The 22,701-nt window shown below is 59.5% G+C and carries 13 protein-coding genes and 4 pseudogenes; 7 read left to right on the plus strand and 10 right to left on the minus strand.

Annotated elements, in window-relative coordinates; genetic code table 11:
- Nucleotides 1–69: 69 nt before the first annotated feature.
- The 5 genes from AAFG13_RS37760 to AAFG13_RS37780 all read right to left on the minus strand — a co-directional run bounded on the left by AAFG13_RS37760 (nucleotide 70) and on the right by AAFG13_RS37780 (nucleotide 7,748).
- Nucleotides 70–465: a DUF3088 domain-containing protein gene (locus AAFG13_RS37760; protein WP_342710068.1), complete on the minus strand. Its 396-nt coding sequence runs from the start codon at nucleotides 463–465 to the stop codon at nucleotides 70–72.
- The gene (locus AAFG13_RS37765) at nucleotides 434–1,612 is read right to left on the minus strand and encodes an MFS transporter (protein ID WP_342710069.1); all 1,179 of its coding nucleotides are present in this window, start codon (nucleotides 1,610–1,612) and stop codon (nucleotides 434–436) included. Before AAFG13_RS37765 ends, AAFG13_RS37760 begins: the two co-directional genes overlap by 32 nt.
- Nucleotides 1,609–2,229, minus strand: coding sequence for a hypothetical protein (locus AAFG13_RS37770; RefSeq protein ID WP_342710070.1), 621 nt, complete (start codon nucleotides 2,227–2,229; stop codon nucleotides 1,609–1,611). The genes AAFG13_RS37765 and AAFG13_RS37770 overlap by 4 nt, the downstream gene beginning before the upstream one ends.
- Before the next feature lie 72 nt (nucleotides 2,230–2,301).
- Complete coding sequence (locus AAFG13_RS37775; protein ID WP_342710071.1) at nucleotides 2,302–4,539, minus strand: tetratricopeptide repeat protein; 2,238 nt, start codon at nucleotides 4,537–4,539, stop codon at nucleotides 2,302–2,304.
- A 1,484-nt stretch (nucleotides 4,540–6,023) separates the two neighbouring features.
- The gene (locus AAFG13_RS37780; protein WP_342710072.1) at nucleotides 6,024–7,748 is read right to left on the minus strand and encodes an outer membrane beta-barrel protein; all 1,725 of its coding nucleotides are present in this window, start codon (nucleotides 7,746–7,748) and stop codon (nucleotides 6,024–6,026) included.
- 526 nt (nucleotides 7,749–8,274) lie between these two features.
- Between AAFG13_RS37780 and AAFG13_RS37785 the strand changes: the two are divergent.
- Both AAFG13_RS37785 and AAFG13_RS37790 read left to right on the plus strand, forming a co-directional pair.
- Nucleotides 8,275–9,333: pseudogene (locus AAFG13_RS37785) on the plus strand (IS3 family transposase); the annotation flags it as partial.
- 403 nt (nucleotides 9,334–9,736) lie between these two features.
- Nucleotides 9,737–10,930, plus strand: coding sequence for a hypothetical protein (locus AAFG13_RS37790; protein WP_342710073.1), 1,194 nt, complete (start codon nucleotides 9,737–9,739; stop codon nucleotides 10,928–10,930).
- On the opposite strand, the pseudogene AAFG13_RS37795 reads toward AAFG13_RS37790, so the two are convergent.
- Nucleotides 10,908–11,149 (minus strand): annotated as a pseudogene (locus AAFG13_RS37795) (transposase); the annotation flags it as partial. The gene AAFG13_RS37790 and the pseudogene AAFG13_RS37795 sit on opposite strands and share 23 nt — an antisense overlap.
- Between AAFG13_RS37795 and AAFG13_RS37800 the strand changes: the two are divergent.
- Nucleotides 11,051–11,251 carry a hypothetical protein gene (locus AAFG13_RS37800; RefSeq protein ID WP_342713582.1) on the plus strand — a complete coding sequence of 67 codons (201 nt, stop codon included), beginning with the start codon at nucleotides 11,051–11,053 and terminating at the stop codon, nucleotides 11,249–11,251. The pseudogene AAFG13_RS37795 and the gene AAFG13_RS37800 overlap by 99 nt on opposite strands.
- A 214-nt stretch (nucleotides 11,252–11,465) precedes the next feature.
- Nucleotides 11,466–12,515, plus strand: a pseudogene (locus tag AAFG13_RS37805) (IS5 family transposase); the annotation flags it as partial.
- A gap of 312 nt (nucleotides 12,516–12,827) precedes the next feature.
- On the opposite strand, the gene AAFG13_RS37810 reads toward AAFG13_RS37805, so the two are convergent.
- Nucleotides 12,828–13,079, minus strand: coding sequence for a hypothetical protein (locus AAFG13_RS37810; protein ID WP_342710074.1), 252 nt, complete (start codon nucleotides 13,077–13,079; stop codon nucleotides 12,828–12,830).
- 537 nt (nucleotides 13,080–13,616) lie between these two features.
- Between AAFG13_RS37810 and AAFG13_RS37815 the strand changes: the two genes are divergently transcribed.
- Both AAFG13_RS37815 and AAFG13_RS37820 read left to right on the plus strand, forming a co-directional pair.
- Nucleotides 13,617–13,892 (plus strand): helix-turn-helix transcriptional regulator, encoded by a 276-nt coding sequence (locus AAFG13_RS37815; RefSeq protein ID WP_342710075.1) that lies wholly within the window; start codon nucleotides 13,617–13,619, stop codon nucleotides 13,890–13,892.
- Nucleotides 13,892–15,253 carry a type II toxin-antitoxin system HipA family toxin gene (locus tag AAFG13_RS37820; protein ID WP_342710076.1) on the plus strand — a complete coding sequence of 454 codons (1,362 nt, stop codon included), beginning with the start codon at nucleotides 13,892–13,894 and terminating at the stop codon, nucleotides 15,251–15,253. Before AAFG13_RS37815 ends, AAFG13_RS37820 begins: the two co-directional genes overlap by 1 nt.
- Nucleotides 15,254–15,472: 219 nt before the next feature.
- Here AAFG13_RS37820 and sbmA read toward each other — a convergent pair whose 3' ends face one another.
- From sbmA to AAFG13_RS37835, 3 genes and pseudogenes are all read right to left on the minus strand, one after another.
- Nucleotides 15,473–16,699: a peptide antibiotic transporter SbmA gene (gene sbmA, locus AAFG13_RS37825; RefSeq protein WP_342713489.1), complete on the minus strand. Its 1,227-nt coding sequence runs from the start codon at nucleotides 16,697–16,699 to the stop codon at nucleotides 15,473–15,475.
- A 66-nt stretch (nucleotides 16,700–16,765) separates the two neighbouring features.
- A pseudogene (locus tag AAFG13_RS37830) lies at nucleotides 16,766–17,064 on the minus strand (DDE-type integrase/transposase/recombinase); the annotation flags it as partial.
- Nucleotides 17,065–17,392: 328 nt separating this feature from the next.
- The gene (locus tag AAFG13_RS37835; protein ID WP_342713490.1) at nucleotides 17,393–17,887 is read right to left on the minus strand and encodes a GNAT family N-acetyltransferase; all 495 of its coding nucleotides are present in this window, start codon (nucleotides 17,885–17,887) and stop codon (nucleotides 17,393–17,395) included.
- 1,713 nt (nucleotides 17,888–19,600) lie between these two features.
- Between AAFG13_RS37835 and AAFG13_RS37840 the strand changes: the two genes are divergently transcribed.
- Entirely contained in the window at nucleotides 19,601–22,591 is a 2,991-nt protein-coding gene (locus tag AAFG13_RS37840) for a Ulp1 family isopeptidase (protein ID WP_342710077.1), read from the plus strand.
- Nucleotides 22,592–22,701: the final 110 nt, after the last annotated feature.

Here is a 22,701-nt window from a genome sequence, read left to right on the forward strand (position 1 = left end):
AGCTCTTCTGGTTACGGAATGGTGTGCCTGCACATGTTGACTCCGTAGCAGCTTTCACCAATTAGACCCTTACGGGTGGGGGGCTGGAAATCCGTGGAGCGAAACCAGAAGCTGAAGGATCGCGAACGCATCGTCGACATAGGCGCGCCCCTTCAAGAACCTTGCGACTTGCGGCGCAGAGCTTGCCATTCCGAGAATGAGAACGGGCAGCGACTGATGATCGGCGTCGAGCCTCTCGACAAGCTCGGTTCTTGGCCGCGCCCAAGCCAGCCGGCGCACGTCAAGGTTGGCGCCCCGGCTTGGGAACGCAGATAGCACCCCCTCGATCAGGGCACAGTGCCAGCAGTAGAACTCTTGACCGGGGAAAGCCGGGTCTTCGAAGGGATGTTGTAACAGAAATAGCTGATCCCGTGGCATGGATTGCTTTTGCGATTTATCGATCGATCGTAGGTGACACTTTGACATGTGTGGATCGCACTATGGCGAAGATGGCGACACCGGAGGCGAGAAATGCACTGCCCGCACACATCAGCACGATCAGCCCGAAAGAAAGCTCATCACCCAGAATCGAGAAAAGCAGGCCATTGCCTCCAACGCCGCTGTAGGTGCAACATTGAAACAGGCCCGAAAGGCGGCCGGCCCGATCCGGCGCAACTGACGAAACCATGTGCGTGTGAGCGGCAGCCGCAAATATCTGACCCAACCCCAGCATTGCACTGCTGGACGCGATCACCAGAGGCAGGCTGGCGTCGAGTGACATGGCTACCAAGCATGCCGCAAGCAGCGCTGCCGCGCCGGCTATTGTTGGCAAGGCGCCCAGCCGATCGAAGATGGGCTTAACCGACAGTGCCCCCAGGAGAGCGAAAGCGCCATTGCTCAGGACGATGATCAAAAGAACGCCTCTATCAAGCTCCCCATCTGCCGTGGCACGGATTGCAGGATAGACGTTGATGATGCCCGCACCCAGATTAAGCAGAAAGACCGCAAAGAAGGCGGGATAGAGCGGCGTCAGATCGAAGATAGTTCCGGAGGAAGACGGTCCGGGTGTAGATCGCAGCTTCGCTGAATGTTGATTGATGGCAAAGAGCACCATCAGTGAAAGCAATACCGCCGATATATTGAGCGCGAGAACTCCGGACAGGCGCAGTTGACCGACCAGCATGGTACCCGCGAACATGCCCAATAAATATGTGAGCCAGTCGATATTGGCAAGGTTGCGTAACGCCGCGATCATACTGTCTTCCGATAAAATACGGCGGAAGAAGGAGACTTCGGCCGACAAGTAGACAGGCTGAACCAAACTCAACACGGCGATGGAGGCGTAGGACGAAACAGAGTCAATCTCCGTCGTCGAAGCCATGGCAAGGAGCGCGCAAATTCGAATGCCATTGACGATCATCATGGCGTTCAGCGGGTCGCTTCTGTCGACCAGGGGGGACAGGAAGAGGCTGCCCAGCATGATAGGGACAAAAATGACTGCAACGCCAACTCCCGCAGCGCTCATACTGGATTGAAGGAGGCCAATCAGGATGCCAATTCTGAACGCCCAACCACCGATCTGAATGATGAGATGCGACAGATACACGAGCCGCCGTGTGGTCGGGATGCTCATTGCCAGCCTATCCCGACGGAAGCGCCATTGAATTGAAACATTTCGACTGCGGTCGGGGGCGCAAGCGAGACAATGCCGTCGTGCCGTGTTCTGCGATATCGGTTCGATGAGGCCATGGGCGTCGCGGTCTCTCCAGGCCGCCGACGAGATTGAGATGCTCTGGCTGGCCGCCGTTCGGAAAAAAGGGGATCAGCGCGGAAGTAGCTCGCCAATTCGATCGCGGGAATCTTTGCGTAGCGACCTGGTAGAACGGCACCAGCTCCGGCCAGCCTGCCAACCGATGCGCCGTCTACGACTGTTGGCCCGCTCAATTGCCGCCAGACTGTGCCGTCGATGACGTCATCGCAACAACGATCATTCGGGATACGCAGATCGATCGGTATTGAGGCAATTGCCGCGCTGTTCGAGCCGTGATCGATGTCGTCGCTGGCAAACGACTGTTCGAGACTCCCGTTATCAACCTCTGCGTGGAGGGCGGCCGATCCGAAGAAATCGCAGCACGGGCGGGGGCGAACCCCAATGTCGTCAACCCAATCGCAAACGGAATTGCAGGACTTCAGCGCCGCAGACGGCGTCTGCCAGACATCTTCAATGAAATTCGACGTTGCGGCTCTCATTCGCAGGCACACCGTGTTGCATGATCGCTGACCGGGAGTGACGAGCCACCACCGTTCGGCTCGCAGCTTGCATCATGGGTGTAGGGCACACGTAGGCGTTCTCGCTCTGCGATAATCAAGATCGGCTTGCATCCTCGTCTGGACATGTTCGCGGGTAGAGACATAGTCCGGGTCCCCGCCGATCTCGGCGGCAACCGTGGCGTGGTTAAGCGACAGATCCAGCCAGCCCTCATTGAAATACTCGATCGCCAGATTGTTGTGCGCGAGCGCGTGCCGCGGATTGATTCCAAGGGCGCCAAGATAGTGCGTAATGGCCTCGCTACCCTTGCCAAGTTCGGAATAGGCGAGGCCGAGATTGCTTCGCAAATCGGCGTTGCTGAAATTGATCTCGGAGGCCAGGAGGTAGGATTGTAGAGCGGCTTGCGCCTTGTTTTGCCTCATCAGGATGTTGCCCCGCTCGAAGTAGGAGCGCCATTCGTTCGGCTTGATTGTAAGGGCCCTGTCGAGATCACTCAGCGCGCCAGCCGCGTCCCCCGTTCTGGCGCGCAGTGTTGCCCTGTTGAGATGGGCTTCGTAATAGGGCGGGCATAGCTCTATTGCGCGGGCATATGCCCTTAGAGCCTCGGCTTCACGGCCGGGCACCTTTGAAAGCAAATTTCCCAGGTCGTTTTGATATTCACCATAATAGGGATCGCAAGCGATGGCCTCCCTCAATTGCCTTTCGGCGCGACCCAGATCATGGACGAGTTCATAGACCTGGCTGGTATTATAGATGAGGATCGATTGGTGAAGCCTGAAACGCTTCTCGCCATAGATCTCCAGCATCTTCCCATGTCCTTCTGCGCAAAGGGTGAGGGCTTCGTCATACTTCTCCTGTTTGGCCTTGATGTAAGCATAAGCGTTCTCTGCAAAGACCTTGATGTAATGATACTTCTCGTGATCCTTGAAATCGCGTTCAATGGTCTGGAGGTTACGTACGGCATACTCTTCGGCCACGGTCAGGTTGACCGGCTGCTGATAGCGCCCGTAAGTCATCGATTGGGCATAAAGAACGGTCGGTGTGTATTGGCTCTTGGGGAATGTCTTGTAGAATTGATCGAGATAGGGAACCGACACCCGGCCACATCCGAGGGAATACAGCACAAATGCCGCGCTGATGAATGCCGCGTTCACCGGAGCATCTCCCGACCCATAGGCGCGGAGAGCAGGATCAGCAAAAATCTCGCCGAAATAGCTAAACCATAGATCATACAGCCCTATGCTCTGCAGAATCTCACTCGGTTCTGCGAGCAATTCCAGCCGTTTGCATTTGTCCCGCACAGAGAGCGCATGAAGCATGACGAGCGGCGCCTCGCCGGCGAGATAGCGATCCGTGCAGCTGCGATGGTGCTGCTCGTGCAGATGATCCGCAGTCGCGTGCTCGAAAATTGCATAGTTGCGCTGCGCGATCAGATCAGGGATCGTGCAGTTGGACTCGATGTATGATTCAAGGAGGCCACGCCGCTCACCGCCGGTGAGGCTCGCCAAATAGAGGTCCACAATCGCTAACGGGTCGAGATAGCCAATGACGGGCAATCCCGCCGCCTCACATTTATTCAAAGCCTCCGCGACCAGCGGATTGCCGCCACTCGCCTCATAGATCTGTCGCCGCTTCTCCGGAGCGAGATCCCGACTGAGGATCGGCGCTATCTCCTCCTGACTATATCTGCCGAAATGCAATTCGCTCGCATCGGGAAAATAGAGGCGCTGTTCATAATCGATGAGGATAAATCGAAACAGGCTCGTGCGGCCTTGCAGCCTGACGAAAAGCTTGATCAGATTCTTGGTCGAATTGGACAGGGCGGCGGCCCGATCGATGACGATGATCCGGCTTTCATTGCGTTCTCGGGCACATTGGATCAGAAATTCCGCTAGTCCGACCAACAGTTTGTTTTGGTATTCGTGATGATAAAACCGCGTGCGCTCCTCCTTGCTCGAAGTGTTGGTCAGATCCTTCGGGATGGTAAAGCCGTCGCTGTGCAGAAGAGGAAACAGCCGCTTTAAGGATTGCTGTGCCGCTTCGACCAATTGTGGCCTGTGGTCAGTGGCCCAGCTCAACTCGGCGTCGATGACATCTTGTAAACCCGCGAGATAGCCGCCGGTCCGCCAGTCGCCATCTGCGGTTGATATGAGTGGAGCGGGCCTCTTCAGTGCCGATTTGATCGTCGGCACCGGCGCCATGCCGGGTTCCGTCTTCAAGATCGTGATCGGGCTGACGTCGACAGAGGTCGAGATGGCCGGCGCAATGCGCAGCTGGATCAGATCAACCATGGACCCTCCTGGAGCCATCACAAATGAGGGTGGTCGAAGGACCACTCTCCGATGCTCATCGCTGTGCCTGTCTCAAGGCAGGTTTATTCAAGGCGTGCCGCCGAGGGGCCTAGACCGTACCTTTGTACGGAGTGGTCGTGCGGATGGTCGTCCTGATCTCAGCAATCTTCTTTTTCATCGCGGTCTCCTTCCTTTGGGCACGAGTAACCGGCGAACGCGCGGTCAGTCATGCGGCGCTGAGGATAGAGAATTGCCGCCATGATCCGGAGCGAAAATTCTTCACCGTAGCGGCTAAAAAAATTCGCTGCGCCTTTGGTGATGCGCCACTCTCACCGGGGTCGCGCTGCATGCCATCTACAACGCGGCGATCTTGCAATGCCGGTGGGTGCAGCCGATTGGATGCGCCCCTCGCTGAGTTGAGGGTCGCAAGCCCTGTTCTGGGCAAGCGGATTGTCAACTGGGCCGGCGGCTTGTCGCGTCCGCTCTTGTCGTCGTGCTCGGACTTTCGACTGTCGTCGGCTCGTTCTGGTCACAGCGTGCACCGGCCGCGCCATGTTGCCATTTCGCGGACGACCTCGAACGCGGATTGAACGCCAGCTCCATCCGCTCGCTCCGACCCTCGCCGATTCCGTGCAGGTCGCGCTGCAGCCCGGACAGGTCTAGTCATCGACGTCGACCATAACCTCGGTCCCGGCTGACGTGCCGGCTGCTCCAGGGTTGGCGACGCTCGCGTGCGCGGGCCACCTGGACTTCCGAAGTCTCATCCTGGCCGGGTTCCATACAGGCTGCGACCTGTCGAATGTCAGTGAGGTGCAGCGGCATCTGCTCCCTGTGAAGCGTTTGGGCCGCCGGCCCAACCGATGCCGCCGCAGCTCCTTTACAATCTGATGCCGCCGTCAACACATGACGAGGTTCGCCACATGCAGCGGAGTTCTCTTTCTAGATCGCTGAAGCGGATATTTCTGCGAGCCACGGATGCCGTTCCCGCGTTCTCGCGGACAGCTTCGGTCCAAAACCATGATGTTCGCGCGCTTTATGAGAAAGTTGTTGAGGCTAGCTCGACCAGCAGCTCACGGCGTTTGAAGTCTTTGCGGCGGCGCCTGATCTTCATGACAGCGCTCATTCGGTCATGGCGAAAGATGCGCCCAGATTTCAAGACGGCTGATCCGCTGAGTGCGCTCATGACAGATGTGTCCAACCAGCGACAATTGCGCAACCGCAGCGGGTCAATGCTTGCTGATGTGGGTTTCGTCCTGGATCAACAGTCGACCAGCATTCTGTGCCGTCGAGATGAGCTTTGGTCCGAGCATTGGAGTTGCGCTCGCCTTGTCCATGCCGTTGATCAAGATCCGGTCTTCACTTACGCGAGCCGAGCCGCGCCATAACAACAGTGTCGGCGCCAAACGTTGGCGCCGACGTTGATTGTCACAAGCCGGCTTCAAGATGCCGTCGAAGAGGCTGGAGCCTGGCTGCGGCGAGCCCTTTCAATTGAACTTGTAGGAGGCCTGAATGAATGTTCCCCAGCGCTCCATGCTGTACTTCGCAAGTGCGGTCGGTTCACCGACGCAGCCGCTGCTGCTGCACAAAGAGTCGCTCCGCCTATTGGTCCACATCGCCCAGTAGCGGCCACCGACGCCGACGCTGAAGTTCCTGGTGATGAAGTAGGACAAGACGCCTTCAACCTGGACGCCTCGGCCTCCATTGCCCCGTTGTTCATCAAAGGTCGTCTGGTTGCGCATGAGATGATTGTCACGCCCCTTGAAATCGGTCCAGGGCAGGTAAGCGACGTCAGCGCTCAAACGCCAACGCTCGGTGAGCATGGTTTCGGAGCTTAGGCCGACACGAGGTGCATTCCACTGAGTATTCTGGCTGCCACCGACCGTGTCGTCATTCGGCGCCAGGCATGAATGATTCATCGGGTCAACTATCTCTAAACACCCCCTCGAGTCGGAGCTCTGTTCGTAGTAGGTCCAGCCGATAAATCCCCCGACCTTGTAGTTGGCGGCGTGCAGGAAATCGTAACCGGCATCGGCCGTGTAGTACGTGAACCTCCCGTTTGCCTGGCCTGACTTCGTGTTGAGATAGGGCGGGATGCCCCAATCTTCATTGTTGTGGTTTCCTTTGTCGAAGCGACCGATCCCAACGTTGCTCTTCAGGAACACTCCCCACGGGCTGTCGAGACGACCAAATAGCTCCCCGGAAAGTCCGTCAAGTCCGTCATAAGTGAGCTTCGATACAAGCTTGCTGGGGTCTTGAGGCCAGCCATAGGGCACTGCGCTGCGGTCCCATTGGAACCTTCCCCGGCTGAGCCAGAGCCGTGAGCCGCCTTCGAACGACCAACCGGCCGTGTAAGCAATCGGCGGCACGCCGGCGGGTGCTTTCGCGTACAGCGGTGTATCAGGCCATTGCACCGCCCACGGGTCGGCGCCAAAATGGTAGTTCAACCCGACCTTTGCGATGTGATAGTTGCTGGAGAGGCTGGTTGTGTTCGCCGGAAGAATTGCGAACGGCGGATCTTGCACCGTCGGAGGCGTTGCGACACTCGGCCCGCCGAAATGCAGATAGTCATACTCAGCTTTGACCGACCATGCAGGCGTAAGCGCTTGCTCGACGCCCAGCCCGATGATGCCACCGAGGCGACCATAGTCGAAATGGGTTTTCTCCTGTGGCCAGCCGCCTTCGTAATTGTTGACGACGTCGCCCCGATTGTTTTGCCAGGCCACGCCTCCCTTGAGATAAGCCAGCGTGCGGCCGAGCGCGCCAAACGCGTAACCAACGCGACCGGTCCCGGTGGCAAAGACGTTGGGACCCGCCTTGCAGTTTGCGCTCACGATAAAGCCGGAGGCGGCGAGGCAAGTGTTTGTGCCGTCGGAGACGGCGCCGCTGGCATCGAGTTCGACACCAAACACCCAGCCGTTGTTCTGCCAGTTGTAGCCAATCTGGCCACCTGCGAGGAACACTGGGGTATCGACGACACCACCATAGATTGACGGACCGTAGGGATTGCTGAAGGAGGTGCGGCCGTGCCCACCGCCGACGTGCCCGCCAATATAGCCTCCCGACCAATTCCACACAGCCGGCGGCAGTTTCACTTCTGGCTGAAGATCCGCCGCCTTGGCTGCACCGCTTGCGACGAGTGCAATTGTTGTGGCGCCCCACAAAAGAACTCTCGATCGCATCAAAAATTTGCCTGCACGTTCCCGGTCCACAACCCGGCTCCTTGAGTGATCGCCGCACGGCGGACCGTTCGGGCAAACCAGACACTAACGACAGCGCGCGCTGAGTTCGCCTCGAAGATCACCGCACTGCGATTGGTGATGATGCTTCAGCGAAGCAAGCCGCGTGCCGACGGAATTCGCGTCTTCTGCAGGCATTTCGCAAGAGAGTGTAGCGTCGACTTGCTGACAGTGGTCTCAAGTCTGACAATCGAAACGTGCGATAAGTTCGCCGTCGCGCGGTAAATGTGCGAGACACGATTTGATGCGCGGCATTCCTGTTCGTGCGGGGCCCGCGACGGATCTTTCGGCTTTGTCGATGTGATTTCAACATAGAACATCCTTGTCGCCGCGGCCGCGGCGGTCCGTGGCAATGAGCTGATCGCCCTGCAAAGCTCAGCGCGTTCGAATTATTCGGGTGAGCGCGAGCGTAGGAGCCCGCGCGGCTGAAATGGACCCGGTTTTGGGACCAGAGGCTAAGTTGGAAAAGGGCCGCTCCGTTTGATAGACGGAGGGAATGATGACGAAGAAGACACGACGGAAGATCGACGCGGCGTCGAAGGCAAAGATCGTGCTGGAAGCGGTGCCGAGCAGGCGACGGTGGCCGATCTGGCCCAGCGCTATGAGGCTCCCCCGAACCAGATCCATGCCTGGAAGAAGCAGCAGCTGGACCAGGCGGCCGGGCTTTTGACGCGGGTGTCGGGCGCGAGAGCGAGGAAACGCGCGAACGCGAGATCGAGAAGCTGCACGCCAAGATTGGACAACTGACAGTCGAGTGCGATTTTTTAGCGTGGAGGTCCGGAAGATGAGCACGCCGGACCGTCGAGGAATGCTCGATCGCGCCGACCAGGCCCTGTCGATCCGCCGGCAGTGCATGTTGCTTGGCATCGCCCGTTCCGGGGTCTACCGGCCGCCACAGCCGGCCAACGACAACGACCTTGCCCTGATGCAGCGGATCGACAAGCTGTTCCCCGCCTGGTCATTCCTCGGCTCGCGGCGAATGACCGCGATGCTGAAGGCTGAGGGGCTTCAGGTTAATCGCAAGTGCGTGCAGCGGTTGATGCGCAAGATGGGCATCGCGGCGCTGGGACCGAAGCCGAACACGACAAAGCCGGCGCCGGGGCACAAGATCTATCCCTATCTGCTGCGCAACATGACGATCGACCAGCCGAAACAGGTGTGGGCGGCCGACATCACGTATCTGCCCATCGGGCGCGGCTTTCTCTATCTCGTCGCCATCATCGACTGGGCGAGCCGTGCGGTTCTGGCGTGGCGGTTGTCGAATACGATGGACGTCTCGTTCTGCGTGGCGGCTCTGGAAGAGGCGCTGGCGACGTACGGCACGCCGGAGATTTTCAACACCGACCAGGGCAGCCAATTCACTAGCGTGGCCTTCACCGGCGCGCTGGCGGCCGCAGGGATCAAGATCTCCATGGATGGCCGCGGTCGTTGGCCCTCATGCTTGAGCGACCGCCACAGCCGCTCGATGAAGAACGGCGAGGCCAAGGCAGGGATCGCGAGCTGGATCGCCTTCTACAACGATCGTCGCCATCATCAGTCCCTCGGTTATCGCACGCCGATAGCGGTCTGGCGCGAACGGATGCAGGCCGCGAAGGCTGTCGACATGGTGGACAACGCTGACGCGTTGACCACATGCCCACAGCAACTGCAGCAGACAGAAGCTCTGGCTGCGTGATAAAAAGGGATTAGGAGCGATCGTTTCCAACTAACAAGCCGGTTCAACCGGTCCCGCTCCGCGGGTCCATTTCATCGTCCAGAACACTTCCCAGCTCAGTACACACTTTGTTTTGGGACAATTTCTAAGCCCATGATGCTACTCCACACAACAGAATCTGGTGTGGCAGTCGGGCTGGCCAATTTGGCTCGCTCGTCAGCTTGTCGACAGCTAATCCTAATAGAGCGAGAGCCAGAGCGTGACCCTATCTGCTCAGGATTACGAACCGACTCAAACCGAGAGGGACATGGACCCATTTAACAGCATCAACCCATTCGATCGGGATTTCGCCGCTTACAACGCCGCGGTGCCACAACCGCAACAGCAGCAAGCGGAGTTTGAGCCGTACTTGGACGAAGTGCCGCAGCTTGATACCACTGCCGACGCAGGCGTCGCTGTTTCTCCAGATCGCTACTACTCTCATCTGTTTGACGAAGACCGTAGACTCACCGAGGCACTGGAACTTGGGGCAACCGCGCGCGATCACCAGGCACCGGATCCCGGAGAAGCCGTTCGTCACTTCGACTGGAGCAACGGCTACCAGCCGGCTGCGAACGAACTGAGCGGGAGCACTCCCTCTTCAAGTCACGAGGTCCTCATGGGTGAGGATTACACCGGGGAGTTGAGGCCTGCGAAGAGGCAAAGAACACTAAGCCATACGGAAGGGGATGCCATTGGGCGCCAGCTGAGCGAGTCCGGCAATTCAGTCGCTCCCGTGCTGATGGAACACGCCGGCGCACCGTCGCCTTTCGCCCCGGTGGTCGGTTCGCCGTTGGTCCTTCCTGCGGAAGGCTACGATCAGGCTCTGCTGTGGGCGATGATGGAAGACGCCGGCCCATCGCCGTCTCGCGAGCCAACTGCGCGCCATAACCAAGCGCTGGATTTAGAATCGGTCGTTCGTCCCTTCAATTTCCGGCAGGGCGACCAGCACGCGTCCGCTGCGCTTGACCCTAGCAACGTCCCGCCGAGCCAGGACAGCCGATCCAACAGTTTTATCGTTCACAATGACCGCTACACGGCGCTGTTCGTGCCCGCTGCGGCGATGAGGCGAAGCACCCCACTCAATCCGCCAGGCGCTGCCATTCCTCTCCGATCTCGACCGGAAAACGTTCCGCAGCCCGGCGCGCAGCGAGCGAATCGAGCCTCACTAGCGCTGCTTGGACGGTCGATGGAGCAAGCCGCTCCGGCGTCCGCCATTGCTGAGACGACGCCCCCCGCGGCCCGCGATATTTATGCTGCAACATTCGCCGTTCCCGAGGGCTTTTCGCACGGCACCCAACCCGCCCCGTACACTATGATCTCGAAGCTCGGCCGCTGGGGCCTCTTGCCGGACGCGGCGCAGCCGATAAAGCGCTACGACATTCACGGCGAGCTCTACACCGCGCTCGCAGGGCCGGGAGGACCCAATGACATTCGGCTCATCCATCACCCCGGAGCGTAGACACCGAGGGACACTCCCCGACGCTAGGAGCGTCCAGATAGCTCTGGTACTTGGCGAGGTTGTGGGCGGTACAGATGGGCGCCCACGCGGGTTTCACTTTGCCATGAGGCGAAGCAGGAATTGCCTGAACCTGCGCGCCTGCTTGATCTGTCCGAAGATCGGCGCGACGATTTGCTTCCTGAGCCGATAGCGGCTTCGCCACCTGAGCGCCTGCATGAGGAGATCACCGCCGACTACAACGACATAATTGCCGAGGCGACTCGCGAGAAGATCGAGGCGCGGCGCAAGGCCTGCGCGCGCGATAACGCGGCGCCGGCCTAAGTCTACTCAAACCCCAAAACGAATGTCTGCCGCAGCATCAGTCGCCCGCGAAGATTTCGGAAGCGATTGATACGTCGCGATGATTTAACCTGAGCAAGTATTCGATTTTGCAAGAAAGCCGGGGGTGGGTGTCGGTTTTCTTGCGTTTTGGGATACCGGATTTTGGTGGATCGTGATTCCTTTGACGGCAAGATTCGCTGTTGGAGAACGGGCCGTGAGTCAGCCGCGCGACGATCGCCAGGACGACCTATTTCGGGCTTCTCTGGATGCGATCATCAACCTTCGTCATCCGCTGGTGCGGCTTGCGGCGGAGATTGATTGGGATTTTCTGGCGAAGCGCTTCAGCTCGGTCTGTCGCATCGGGCCGGGCCAGCCGCCGCTGCCAACGAGGTTCGTGGCCGGGCTGTTCATCCTCAAACATATGCACAATCTGTCGGACGAAGCGCTGTGCGACAGGTGGGTAGAGAATCCGTATTTCCAGTATTTCTGCGGCGAAGTGGTGTTCCGGCACGAGCTGCCGTTTGACCGCTCGTCGTTGACCCGCTGGCGCCAGCGATTGGGCGAGGAGCAGATCGCCGCGTTGTTGCAGGAGAGCCTCTCGGTGGCGCATCGGGCCGGGGCGATCGAGACCAAAGATCTCGAGCGGATCGTGGTGGACACCACCGTGCAGGAGAAGGCGATCGCGCATCCGACCGATGCGCGGCTCACCCACCGCGCGATCGAGAAGCTGGTCGACCTGGGCAAACGCGAGGGTGTCGAACTGCGTCAGAGCTATCTGCGCGTAGCCGAGCGTGCCACCATCATGGTGGGGCGCTACACCCATGCCCATCAGTTCAAGCGCGCCCGGCGCGAACTCAAATTCCTGCGAACCCGGCTCGGCCGCGTGATCCGTGATATCAGCCGCAAGATCGAGGGCAATCCCGCGCTCGATGACCGGTTCGGCCCGCTGCTCGATCTCGCGCGGCAGGTCCGCCTTCAAGAGCAGCGCCCGCGCGGGCCCAAGGTCTACTCGCGGCACGCCCCCGAGGTGGAGTGCATCGGCAAAGGCAAGGCCCGAGCGCCATATGAGTTAATGGCATCGACCACGGCCGCTCCCGGCGGCAACATAAAGTCCCCGGCAAGAGAAGGAGCGCAAGCCATGCCCCATACGATTGTCACGATCGGTATCGATCTAGGCAAGAACACATTCCATGTGGTGGGTTTCGATGCCACGGGTGCAATCATCCTACGCAAGAAGCGATCGAGAAATCAGCTTGAGCCGCTATCCTGGCGGATGAATCCGAAACCTGCGTCAGGATTGACGTGCTTGATGATGCCCTGATTCAATCGACGCTCCTGGCGGGATGGCCGCGTCCAGATCACCAAATGATTTGGCATCGCCGATGAACGTGAGTCTGCCACCAGCTTTCGTAGCGAGAGCTTTGCCCTGATATCGCTTGGCGCAATGCCGCGAGCGATCGCTCTGATCCTTGAATGTATCGCTCTTTTACCTGGTCGAACGTCACGATGGGTATGATCAGATTGCAGATGACACGTGTTTCGTCGAAGTTCTCTCTCGTAACTTCGACCTGCTTCGTCAGCCGACCATACCGACCGGACGGCCTGGATCGGTCCTCGATGCGATAGACGAGGGGGGCTCGGCCTCGACCTCTGCGATCGTCGCGACGTCGCGGGCTTCCTCGTTCCTGAGATCGGTGAGAAACGACCCGAGCCGGTCGCGGTTTGCTTCGAACTTAGAGAAAAGGGCGCCTCGGCAGGAAGCGGTCTGCCCGCTGCCGAAGGGGCGTTTGTAACCGTGCGCCGCTATCAGCCCGGTGTTGGCTTTCACGAATCTGCCACAGCACTGGCACGTCATCTCGCCGCCTCGCCTGACGGCTTGGACGACGAAGACGAAATGGCGAAAGCGAAGGAGAATTTCGTCGAAGCCGGGACGAAGTGCTTCGCCGGAGGCGCCGAGGGCGTCCCGGAGCGATTCAAGCGGCTAGGCCGCTGAAACGCGGGCCGACCGCTCGGGGCCGGCGCAGTTTTCAGAGCGCGCTCGGGACAGGTACCATCGACCGCATGCGACATCTTCGGCGCCGTCTACGGGGCGGCGCAGACGACGTCGAAGGCGCGGGCCAGCTCCTCGCATTTACCGGCTCCTGGCGAGCAGATTTTCGAGAAACGGACGCCCTTCCTCTTTATAGTTTCCCGATCGGAAAAAAATAGGCTCGCTTATCGGTCCCGATGGCAAGTGGATTTACCGCTCGGGAAATTTAACTCTTCGCGAGCTAGACTAGTTCCAAGCTCGAATATTCCCGCTCGGGAAATTTTTCTTGAAAACGCTAGTCTGTTTTATTAAATATTCCCGCTCGGGAAAATGGATATGGCTATCACGACGACATCGGAGCTCGGCGAGACCATTCGGAACCGACGCACGTCGCTTGGGCTACGGCAACAGGACCTAGCGCTTGCGGCGAACGTCGGCGTGCGGTTCATCGTCGATATCGAAAATGGCAAGGAAACCAGTCAAGTAGGCCTCGTCCTTCGGCTGCTCGGTGCGCTCGGCATAACGCTGACTGCCCAAATGCATCCGGCGCCGACGGCACGGCCGACGGCCGACGATGCCGAGCCCTTCGACCCAGAGCAATTCCATCCGTGATGAACACGAAGAAATTCGGCGCCGCTGGCGAAACCCTCCAAGTCCGCTTCGGCGACGAGCTCGTCGGACTGCTGCGCCGTCGCTCGGAAGAGATCCAAGACATCGAGTTCGTGTACGATAACGCGTGGATGGCGGATCCGCAGGCGTTCGCCGTCTCCACCCGTATGCCGTTGGCGCAACAGATCCACGATCCGGGCGTCGTGTACCGATGGTTTCTGAATCTGCTGCCGGAAGGACGAACGCTTGCCACCATAGGTACCATCCTCAAGATTGCGGAAGCGGACGTCTTCGCGCTCCTGGAAGAATTGGGAGAGGACCTTCCCGGAGCGCTCGCGGTGTACCGTCCTGCCGACCAGCGCCCGGGCCGCAGGCCGCGGTACCATCGCCTGACGGAAGCAGAGCTCGCCGCGGCGATCCGCCGTCTTCCGGAGAAGCCGCTTCTCGTCGGCGAGGAGGGCATCCACATGTCCTTGGCAGGCGCGCAGGACAAACTTCCCGTCGTCCGATATCCGGACGGTGGCATCGGCCTCGCGCTCGACGGCGCGCCTACGACGCACATCCTCAAACCGGCCAACAAGCGTCTCAACAACGCGGTCGAGAACGAAGCCTTCTGCCTTCGTCTCGCGGCAAAGGTGAAGTTGCCCGTCGCCGAGTGCACCATCGGCAAGGCCGAGGATCTCGATTACCTCCTCGTGAAGAGGTACGACCGCGAACCCCACGGGCGAAGCATCCGGAGAATCCATCAGGAGGACTTTTGCCAGGCGACCGGCCACATCCCTTCGACGAAGTACGAGTCCAATCCGGCGACCAAGTTGCGCGGTCCGACGTTGAAGGACTGCTTCGACGTCCTGAGGAACACGCAGGCCGGCGCGTTCAACGCGACCCGTTTCCTCGACTTCTTCGTATTCAACGTGCTCTGCGGAAACGTCGACGCCCACTCGAAGAACTACTCGTTGCTCCTTCAGCCCGGCGGAGCCGTCTCGATGGCACCCCTCTACGACGTCATGAACGGAGACATCTATCCGGACGTCACGCGCAACATGGCGATGAAGATCGCGGGCAAGAACCGTGGCCACTACATCCACGCGCGGCATTGGAACAGCATGGCTGAGGAGAACAAACTTTCCGCGTCGCAAGTGCGGCGCCGCGTCGGTGACCTGTCTCAAGCCGTTCTCGATGCGCTCCCGTCCGTCGTCGACGAATTGAATGCGCTGAAGGTCTCGCCCGTCTACAAGCAGCTTTCCGACTTCGTCGCGGGTTACTGCCGTGACATGCTGCACAATCTGAAGACCGACGTCGCCGACGAGCCGGCGGATGATCCGGAATCCGATAACGCTGCGCGCCCGCCGGGATTCTCTTGAACGCTGCGCGATCCGAACGCCGATAGCGCGCGCCTGCTGCTGCCGTCAGTTCTTTCCGCGTTGCCATGCTTAGCCACCCCATCTTCGCCCCCGCTCGTTCCCGATCCAAGGGAGCAATTTACGTGAGGCAACGGCTCAGCATCCGGTAACAATTAGGGCGAGGCAATGCGACCTGTTCCGGGGTCGTCACATCCAGAGCAGGGGCTTGGAATGCAGGTATCATCCCAACGACAATGGCTCCGTCTCTGTCTCCGTCTCGATCGAGTGCGGCGGCTCGCCATGGAGCTTGGCCTCAAAGCCCCGCAGCCGCCGATAAATCGAAATCAGTTCGACAATGGTGCTCCATGAGTTGATGAGATACTGAAACGAGGTTCTGACCTGCGTGAACGCATTCAAAATCTGGTTCATCGCGCCAAGCGTAATCTTGCCCGCAATGATCGTGGGTGCGAGCAAGACATAGGGGAAAATGACGTCGGTCTGCAGGTAAACGATGCGGCCCACGTTGAAGTACATGAAGTTCAGATAAAGCCGGAAATAGTTCCTGCGAATGTCGCCAAACAGCGCGCTCAATCCCGGCGGGTCGGCGCGGGCGGGGTCGTCCTCGCCGAGCACGAGTTCCTTGCGATAGGCCGCTTCCACCCGCTGGTTGAAAAACTCGATTCTCGGCAAGCGGATTCCGATCAACGCGAGAACGCCGGTGCCGAGCACCGACCAGATCACTGCTGCAAACACCAGCGGATAGGGAATGGAACCGATCAGAGGTAGTTCTGTGACATTGCTGGATAACCTCACCAGAACAGGCAGGAAAGCCAGGAGCGTGAGCACGGCACTGATGAGGTTGACGCCGAGACCTTCCGTCGTGCTCGCAAAGCGCATGGTGTCTTCCTGAACGCGCTGCGAGGCGCCTTCGATTGCGCGCAGCCGCGGCCAGCTTGCAACATAGAAATCGTTCATCGCCGTCCGCCAGCGGAAGATGTAGTGACTGACGAAGAAACGCGTCATCACACCGACCACGACCGCAACAAGAGCAATGCCGGCAAATGTCCACAACTCGCTGTAGAATTGCTGGACCGTCACTGGCGCCGATTTCGAAAGCGCGGCCTGGACAAGGTCATAGAATGGCCCATACCAGCTGTTGATGGCGACGCTGACCTGGACCTGAAAGTAGGAGGTGAACAATATCAGCGCGGAGCCAAGAATCGACCACGTCGCCCAAGGATGCGGCGCAACCAACATCCAGCTAGCCGCAAATATCGCGGCGCACGCGGCGAAATAGAAGTCGAACCAGAGAGCCGGCGCCGACGCGAACGTCGCCAACCCGACCGGCCTTTGCGGCGCTTCGAATAGATTGCTCGCGAAGCCATACCAGACCAGCATCGCCAGTGCGGTCCAAACGATCGCCGAGAGAAAGAATAGCTTGGGTCGGGGGAAGAACGAGACGAACATGGTCAGCACTGAAGTCCAAGCATCTGTGGCCTCTTGGACTACAGGAGACCGTCGGGCATCGTCAACTTAATCGATCGCCGAGCTGAAGGAGTCGCTTCTCAAAGGTTCGAGATTCGGCGATTGCGCTTGTCGTGGAGATTTCGCGCCGAGTCGCAAAGGCTCGCTCGCGCGAAGCACGACGGAAGTCAGCAGTGGCGGCTCCGGGATAGGGATATGGAAACGGTTCGCAACCTGATCGTGAACTCACAGAAACCGTTGAGCCTGATGGGACGATTTGAAACGCTTCATGATCCGCTCGCGTCGCCGCGCCGGCTGATGAGACTTCTCGGCCGATTGTTGAGAGCTTTGTGCTGGCGATGTTCAACGTGAAAGCCCGTCTTTGCCCTCGCAGCGCCGGCCGCTCCAATTTGTTAACTTGACGGCGCCCTCCTGAGTGTTCCGAAGTCGTTGACCAGATGTATCTCGATCAGCCTGAGGTCTTCCTCACTTAGGCGACCCGGCTTATCGAACAACGTCAGCGGAATGGTCGCTTTCCCGACATCATGGAGCATCGCCGCGAGCAGAAGTCGCCCTACTGGCGAACCAAGACTGCGACCGAAATCTGCGGCGAACACGTAGGCAGTGCTGAAAGGTGGCCCTCGTGACGGTGGCGAACTTTGTGGCTCCATGCGAACAGCGTCTTTTAACGTCGCTCTATTTGGCTGCTCGCAACATTGGCGTGAGCGGCGGCGAAGAACCATGTTGTATTCTAACAATGATCTTGAAGCCGTGGCGTCGATAAAACGGAATGTGCTCGGGATTTGAGCTTTCAAGATAGGCGGTAATGCCCTGCTCATCGCATCGTTGAAGAGCGGATTTCATCAGTAATGTGCCAAGTCCTTGTCCGACCCAGTTCGGATCGGCCGCGATGAGAGGCAGGTACCAGTGCGGCTCGGGCGGATGATGTTCGACCATTTCCTGCCGCAGGAGCGCCATATCTCCGGTGATCTCCGGAGTCAGGGACCGTGCCACTATTTCGTCCAACGCGGAGTCGTCTTGCTGCACGCCAGGCGGCAGCCACAGGGCTGCGGCGCGGATCCCTCCCGTGACGTACGCCGTGCCATGCTCGAATGCTCGTCCACCAGAGGCGTTAACGAACTGAGGCATGCTTCGAAGATATTGCCTTACGTCAGGCCAACTCCAGCGCATCAATGGATCGACGGCAAAGCCGAGCACAATTGTCCAGACGGTGCTTGTTCGAGTGGTTGCATTCGCGCATGTGATATCGCGACTCCGCGAGCATGATGTGGGTTCCGGGTTGTCTTTCTATCTGTCAGAGGTAAACGGCACGACAAAGGGCGCTTAACGAAACAGGATACATTCGGAGCTGCGCCGGATGCGCCGGGGCTCTGTTTCGGGCCCCTCCTAACAAGGCTGCTGCGGAAGATTGGTAGTGACCAGACAAACGAGACGCGGCCGATCGGCAGATTCGTGATATCGGCCGGCTGCAAATGCTTCTGCCCGCTTGTGATCATGTTGCGTAACAGCTCAGGATAGATCCATAGCCCGGCCCCGGCTCGCTCGTGCTCGGCTTCCGGAGCGCTTTTGTTTCCATCGGTGCAATCGCTATGCCATACCGCATATCGAGCGACGCCCCCGGCGACTTACCCATCCGATTGATCCCGTAGCCCCTGGCGAGTGCTCTCAGGCTCTCTTGACTATTTTGTATTGCGCGACGGACTGCCTCCGTCTTTGGCCGGCGGATCCTGCCAGAGCTCGCTCAGACGCCTACGCTGCTCTTTGAGTCTTTGGTTGACCTGAATGCGCAAACGCCGTCGGAGTTGCGCGACGATGCTGCTGCGCCAGCGCAGTCTGCCAGAGTCGTTAAGACATCTACGCTGAATCATTTGTTGATCCCGCCCTCGGCGTCCTCCGGCTGCTGCGATCTTTACGTCGCTCAGCAGGCGATCGGTCGTCACCGCGCTCACCTTCAGAACCGGCCCACCGCTCATCGGCAGAAAGCTTCAATCTGCCGTGCGTTCAAGTGCCGGGAGCGAGAACGGCTCGCGACTAGCCGTTTACTGCAGAGCCGGTCAGAGGCGTCCCATAGCACAATCAGTCAGCGCGAATGGAAGCCCCATAGGTCCGGCTTGGACGCCGCGGCACGGCCGATCCCGATGCCCCGTCCACCGACTGTGGTCGGATCGCGTGCGGTGCAAAGCTCGTCCAGGAGTCGTCCCTTCTCACGCCGCCCGCCCACCCGGTGACGCTCGGCCAGGGCTGATGTGATCTCGCGCTTTGCGCGCATGCTGATCGTCGCCGCCGCAGCCGCCACCGAACTGATCCGGCAGCTCCGCCCCAGGCACACTGGGAAGTTGTCCGGTAACATTTTTAGTGAGGCAATGCGCCCCTCGGCGACACGAGGATTACTCTCTTCTTGGATAGCCGATGAGAGAGCGAATGAAAGAAGAACGAATCGCGGAAGGCTCGTCGTGGATTGGCGAGAACGATCCGGATCAACTGTGGCTTGGCACCCGTGCGTCCACCTGCGGCGCCGCCGGTATGCCGTTTTGCACTAGTTGCTCGCTATCGAACGGAGCGTCTCCCTGGGGCGATAGCGTGAGACTATCGTTTGGGGCACCGCGCAGTGCCTTGTGGCTAAGGACGCGCCCGATGACTAGGCGCGTCCCACAACCCGAGCAATGACGAGTCGTCGGCTCCCATGCCGCCGCAAGACTTCAACGCCCGGGAGGAAGGCGGGTCCTGACACCCCATGAAGCTCCGCGACGATCGAAAGCCGCGGGGCCGTTTCGTTCTGCAGATGTTGCGATGCATTGCCTCACGAGCCACGATCTCGTCAGCTTCTGGAAAGCCTATCCATAATAGGATCAGCTCAATTGATTTCTTGGACGTGAGGCTAGCGTGGACCCGTACAATTCCGATCCATCCAATCCAACAGCTTGGTCCCAGGTGCAGCACGCCGTCTTGGAAGGGGACCAGGGGAGCCATGCCGAGCAAGAGGACTTTGAGCAGCACTTGGCCGAGGCGCGCCCGCCCGATCCGGGTCCTGTCTCCGGTGGCGGCCGCAGCGGCCGCAACTACCATCCCCATCTCTCTGCAGAACATCGGGACATTATCGACAAGGCGATTGCCCAATATGGCGCTCAGAAAAACCCACAACTGAAGACGGTTAAGCGCTATACGCAGGCGCTTCGCCGACTTGGAAATGATCTTGGCGCTCATCGCAAAACGATTGATCTGGGTGACCACCAGTCCCTGGTTCGTCACGTCAAGACTTACTTCCCGAACAACGAAGACATGAAGAAAGGGTTGGGTGTCCTTCGTGCGTATCATGATCCGAGCTATGTAGCTTCTGGCGGACGGCCGCGCACGATCCCTTCAGCGGAAGACGCGCCCCTCTCAGAGCGGCTTAATGCCAGTGGCATGACGTCGGGCAGTGCTGCTCGTCATGATCGTAGTCTTCGCAGATTTTCTAACTCGCTTAATCGTGCGGGCTACTCGATATCTGGGCTAGACCACGCTGCGCGCATCGAATTCGCTCAAAAGTTGTTCCCGAACGACGAACTTCTATTGTTCGCATTAAGCAAGGTTCGCGATGCCGAAAACGTTTCCGGCGCGGGTGCATCTCAGGAGCCCCGCGGTTATGCTGTCCCGCCGCCCGCGTCGCATCTTTATCCCGATGACGCCCGCATCATTGATGGCCTGGAAAAGGCAGAGCTGAGCATGCTCAAACCCGAGGAGACTAGCCGGAAAGAAGTTGTTCAAAATTTGGCCCGCAACCAACGAAGATTCGCCGCTTGGCTCCAAAGGGAGGGGCGCGGGAGCCTAGTGAGCCGACTCACCGGCACCAGTGAGCAGCAAAAGTCGTTCGACGACGATTACAAGGACTTTAAAAAATCCAATCGAAACGCGGACATGGGCTTTGATCGGCTTCGGAACTACCTATGGCCCGTCGAGGCGAATGCTGCGCTGGGCGTCTGCCCTGAACAGGCGGGTGGGGAGCCGCGGCGTGGCGAGTCGAAATCAACGTGGTCGCCGCCGGAAGCGGTGCCAGATGGGTCGTCGGCGTTCTACCGAGGTCTCGACTCCTTCGTTGATCTGCCGTACACCTCGCAGGAAGTGAGAGACGATGCTCAGTCAGCGCCGGTGGGTAGGGCTGCCGCCAGACCGCCGCTCTTCACCGGACTATCGGACGCGCCAGCTCAGTCGCCAGACATTTTCCGCGATCTTCAGTCTTTCGTTGATCTGCCGTACACGCCGCAGCAGATGCGAGACCATGCTCAGTCGGCGCCGGTGAGTGGGGCTGCCGCCAAACCGCCACGCGTGACCCGACCGTCGGACGCGCCAGCTCAGTCGTCAGACATCTACCGCGGTCTCAACTCTTTCGTTGATCTGCCGTACACGCCGCAGCAGATGCGAGACGATGCTCAGTCAGCGGCGGTGGGTGGGGCTGCCGCCAGACCGTCGGTCTTCACCGAACCATCAGAAGTGCCAGCTCAGTCGTCAGACATCTACCGCGGTCTCAACTCTTTCGTTGATCTGCCGTACACGCCGCAGCAGATGCGAGACGATGCTCAGTCAGCGGCGGTGGGTGGGGCTGCCGCCAGACCGTCGGTCTTCACCGAACCATCAGAAGTGCCAGCTCAGTCGTCAGACATCTACCGCGGTCTCAACTCTTTCGTTGATCTGCCGTACACACCGCAGCAGATGCGAGACGATGCTCAGTCAGCGCCGGTGGGTGGGGCTGCCGCCAGACCGCCGCTCTTCACCGAACCATCAGACGCGCCAGCTCAGTCGTCAGACATCTACCGCGATCTCAACTCTTTTGTTGATCTGCCGTACACACCGCAGCAGATGCGAGATGATGCTCAGTCAGCGCCGGTGGGTGGGGCTGCCGCCAGACCGCCGCTCTTCACCGAACCATCAGACGCGCCGGCTCAGCCGTCAGACATCTACGGCGGTCTTGCGTCATTGGTGCATCTGGATGCGCCCACGCCGTCCGAGTTGCGCGACGATGCTCACTTTGCGGCGTCGCCGGCTGTCAGGGCTCGCTCAGACACCTACGGCGATCTTGCGTCATTGGTGCATCTGGATGCGCCCACGCCGTCCGAGTTGCGCGACGATGCTCACTTTGCGGCGTCGCCGGCTGCCAGGGCTCGCTCAGACGCCTACCGCGGTTTTCCATTGGTCGATCTGACTGCGCCCACGCCGTCCGAATCACGTGACGATGCTGATTCTGTACGCCCGTTTCCGAGCACCTCCGCTAATGCTCAGATCGGGGCTTTAGATCCGACAGTCTCGTCTCACGGCCACGGGCTGGTGCTCGATGACACAGAATGGCTGGGCGACCAGCATATCGACAGGGATTACGGGCTCCAGGAGCAGGATTTGCAGAGGAACGATCCGGATCTCGCCGCCCGGACGCGGTTCGTGAATCCCCTCATCGCCCTAAATTATCTGCGCTCTAACGACGATGGCGTCGTGCTAACCGAGTTCCAGCGCATCGTCTATGACGATAATGGTAATGATACAGCCGACTTCCTGTTCCTGCCCGTGATTAATGGCAATCCTGAAGATCCTAATAGCCGCGGCAACCATTGGTCGCTGCTGTTCGTCGATCGCAGCGACCGGGGGCGGCCGGTCGCCTATCACTACGATTCCTACGGCGGACTCAACAACAGAGATGCAGCACATCTCGCAAGAAGGCTGAACCTCCCCCTGGAGCTAGCCGACATGGCCCAGCAGCAGAACACTTATGATTGCGGCGTCTTTGTCGTGGACGGCACGCGGGAGCTGGTTAGGCGATTGGCGCAAGGACGGGAGCCAGACCTGCGGAATCTCAGGGACGTCGGTGCCAATCGGCAGGCACTGCAGATCCGACTCAGGGGCTGATGTCGCCGTGGGCGGATAGCTCAGGCTGGAGCGGCAACGCCGACGGCCTGGGTCTCGGGCACGAAGGACCGGAATCAGGCCGCCGCCCAGCAACACAGCCCGGCGCAGCC

The sequence above is a fragment of the Bradyrhizobium sp. B124 genome (assembly GCF_038967635.1).
GTDB lineage: Bacteria > Pseudomonadota > Alphaproteobacteria > Rhizobiales > Xanthobacteraceae > Bradyrhizobium.

Excerpts from the sequence above, each read along its gene's own strand:
- AAFG13_RS37760 (WP_342710068.1), bottom strand. The coding sequence starts at position 465 with ATGTCAAAGTGTCACCTACGATCGATCGATAAATCGCAAAAGCAATCC.
- AAFG13_RS37765 (WP_342710069.1), bottom strand. The coding sequence starts at position 1,612 with ATGAGCATCCCGACCACACGGCGGCTCGTGTATCTGTCGCATCTCATC.
- AAFG13_RS37775 (WP_342710071.1), bottom strand. The coding sequence starts at position 4,539 with ATGGTTGATCTGATCCAGCTGCGCATTGCGCCGGCCATCTCGACCTCT.
- AAFG13_RS37820 (WP_342710076.1), top strand. The coding sequence starts at position 13,892 with ATGAACACGAAGAAATTCGGCGCCGCTGGCGAAACCCTCCAAGTCCGC.
- AAFG13_RS37790 (WP_342710073.1), top strand. The coding sequence starts at position 9,737 with ATGGACCCATTTAACAGCATCAACCCATTCGATCGGGATTTCGCCGCT.
- sbmA (WP_342713489.1), bottom strand. The coding sequence starts at position 16,699 with ATGTTCGTCTCGTTCTTCCCCCGACCCAAGCTATTCTTTCTCTCGGCG.
- AAFG13_RS37770 (WP_342710070.1), bottom strand. The coding sequence starts at position 2,229 with ATGAGAGCCGCAACGTCGAATTTCATTGAAGATGTCTGGCAGACGCCG.
- AAFG13_RS37835 (WP_342713490.1), bottom strand. The coding sequence starts at position 17,887 with ATGCGCTGGAGTTGGCCTGACGTAAGGCAATATCTTCGAAGCATGCCT.
- AAFG13_RS37815 (WP_342710075.1), top strand. The coding sequence starts at position 13,617 with ATGGCTATCACGACGACATCGGAGCTCGGCGAGACCATTCGGAACCGA.